Below are 2,752 nucleotides of genomic sequence, written 5' to 3' on the forward strand. Positions count from 1 at the left end.
GTCCTGATCTTCTGGCCGAACGGCCTGTTCGGCGGCCGCCGCGCGCTTCCGCCGGAGCCCTTGACCGGAACCTTCATGGCGCCGAGCCGGCCGATTGCGTTGCCGGACTGGCTGTTCGCCGCCTTGATCCTGATCGGATTGCTCGCACCGTTCGTCGTCTCCTCGCCCTATGTGATCCAGACGCTCAGCAACGCCTGGCTCTACGGCATGCTCGCGATCAGCCTGACGCTGGTCGCCGGCATCGCCGGGCAGATTTCGCTCGGACACGCGGCGCTGCTCGCGATCGGCGGCTATGCGTCTGCGCTGCTCGCGCTCGATCTCGGCGCGCCGGTGCTGGTCTCGATCCCTGTCGCGGGGATCATCACGGCCCTGCTCGGCACCATGCTGGTCTATCCCGCCTTCGGGCTGCGCGGCCACTATGTCGCGATCGCGACGCTCGGGATCGGCGAGATCGTTGGCCTCGTGATCCTGAACTGGGAGAGCCTCACCCGCGGCCCGATCGGGCTCACCGGCATCCCCCCGCTGGCGCTCGGCAGCCATGCTTTCTATTCGGCCCGCGAGGTCTATTGGCTGAGCTTCGTCGTGCTGGTCGCGCTTGCGCTCCTGCAACGGCGGCTGTTGCGCTCGCCGCTCGGCCGGACCTTGCGCGCGATCCGCGACGACGACGTCGCGGCGCGCGCCTATGGCGTCAATCCCAATCGCTACAAGGCGCTGGCCTTCGGCTTCAGCGGCTTCGTCGCCGGCGTCAGCGGCGCCATCACCGCGCATCTCTATTCCTACATCAATTTCGAAACCTTCACCTCGCAGATATCGCTGTTGGCGCTGACCATGGCGATCCTCGGCGGGCTCGGCAACGTGTTCGGCGCCGTCGTTGCGGCTGTGGCGCTGGTCGGGCTGCCGGAGATCTTCCGTGTCGCCAGCGATTATCGCATGCTGATCTATGGGCTGGCGCTCCTGCTCCTGATCCGCTTCCGCCCGCAGGGCCTGTTTGGCACGGTCTGATCGATGACGGTCCTCCTCGAAGCCTCAGGCCTGGTGCGGCGCTTCGGCGGCGTGACCGCCGTCAATGGCGTCGATCTCGCGGTTGCCGAAGGCGAGCTGGTCTCCCTGATCGGTCCGAACGGCGCCGGCAAGACCACGCTGTTCAACCTGGTCAGCGGGCTCGATCGTCCCGATGCCGGAACGGTCAGGCTCGGTGGCGAGGTGGTGACCGGGCTCGCGCCCGAGCGCATCGCCGAACGGGGACTCGCCCGCACGTTCCAGCATGGCCGGGTGTTCCCCAACCTCACCGTGCGCGAGAACGTGCTGATCGGCGCGCACACGCGACGGCGCGCCGCCGCCTGGCCGGCGCTGCCGGCCGGCGCGCTGCTCGAACTCCTCACCGGATTGATCCGGCCGGCCTGGCTGCGGCGCGAGGAGGGGGAACTCGACCGCGAGGTGCAGGATATCCTCACTTTCTTCGGCGACCGCCTCACGCCCCGGCTCGATCATCCCGCGCACAGCCTGTCCTACGCCAACCGCCGCCGTGTCGAGATCGCCCGGGCGCTGGCGTTGCGGCCCAAGCTCCTGCTGCTGGACGAGCCGACTGCCGGCATGAACCAGACCGAAACCGCCGAGATGCAGGCCCTGATCGGCGAGTTGAGGCAGCGCGGCCAGACCATCCTCCTGATCGAGCACAAGCTCGATCTGGTGATGCAGCTCTCGGACCGAGTCGTCGTCATGGACGATGGCGTCAAGATCGCCGAAGGCCTGCCGCAACAGGTGCGGCACGATCCGGCTGTGATCGAGGCCTATCTCGGGCATTCGACGCTCGGCGCGGCGGAAAAGACCGTTGCGGCAGGAGCCGCGGAATGAGCGCCCCGGCCGCCCTCGCTTCGCCTGCTCCCCTGCTCCTGCTCGATCGCATCAACACCTTCTATGGTCCGATCCAGGTGCATTTCGATCTCTCGCTGCAGGTGCCGGAAGGCGAGATCGTCTGTCTGCTCGGCGGCAACGCCTCGGGCAAGTCGACCACGATGAAGATCATCCTCGGCCTGATCCAGCCGAAGAGCGGTGCCGTCAGCTTCGCCGGCGAGACGCTCACCGGCCTCAAGACGCCGAAGATCATCCGGCGCGGCATCGGCTCCGTGCCCGAAGCACGACGCCTGTTCGGCGCCATGACCGTGCGCGAGAACCTCCTGATGGGGGCCTATCTCCGCTCGGACCGGGCCGGCGTCACGCAGGATCTCGAGCGGACGCTCGAGCTGTTTCCGCGGGTGCGGCAGCGTCTCGAGCAGCGCGCCGGCACGCTGTCGGGCGGCGAGCAGCAGATGGTGGCGATGGCGCGCGCTTTGATGGGACGCCCAAAACTGATCTGCATGGACGAGCCGACCATGGGTCTGTCGCCGCTTTATGTCGACCGCGTGCTGGAGCTGATCCGGACCGTCAACAAGGAAGGCGTCTCCGTGTTCATGGTCGAGCAGAATGCGAGCCTAGCGCTGGACATCGCTCATGAGGCCTATGTGCTGCAGACCGGCCGAATCGTGCTGTCCGGCCCGGCGCTCACGCTCAAGGATGATCCGCGCGTGCGCGACGCCTATCTTGGCGGAGCCGAGGCATCTTGACTCCAGAAACGGTTCTCAACCGCGCGATCCAGAGGTCGCGCGGTCGAGCCGTCGATGTTACGAAGGTCTAAGCCAAGTTACGTCTCGAGTTACTTCTGCTGCTGCGAGAAGTTCGAGCTGTCGAGGCCGAGGTCCGCGACTGTCTGCTG

3 protein-coding genes are annotated in these 2,752 nt (G+C 67.0%); all 3 read left to right on the forward strand.

Annotated elements, in window-relative coordinates; translation table 11 throughout:
* Positions 1 to 1,002: branched-chain amino acid ABC transporter permease (locus tag JOY90_RS08820; protein ID WP_291690759.1), on the forward strand; the 1,002-nt coding region annotated here is incomplete at its 5' end.
* 3 nt (positions 1,003 to 1,005) lie between these two features.
* Positions 1,006 to 1,854: an ABC transporter ATP-binding protein gene (locus JOY90_RS08825; RefSeq protein WP_291690760.1), complete on the forward strand. Its 849-nt coding sequence runs from the start codon at positions 1,006 to 1,008 to the stop codon at positions 1,852 to 1,854.
* Positions 1,851 to 2,603, forward strand: coding sequence for an ABC transporter ATP-binding protein (locus tag JOY90_RS08830; RefSeq protein ID WP_291690761.1), 753 nt, complete (start codon positions 1,851 to 1,853; stop codon positions 2,601 to 2,603). The genes JOY90_RS08825 and JOY90_RS08830 overlap by 4 nt, the downstream gene beginning before the upstream one ends.
* Positions 2,604 to 2,752: the final 149 nt, after the last annotated feature.

The sequence above is a fragment of the Bradyrhizobium sp. genome, assembly GCF_019242285.1.
Taxonomy (GTDB): domain Bacteria; phylum Pseudomonadota; class Alphaproteobacteria; order Rhizobiales; family Xanthobacteraceae; genus Bradyrhizobium.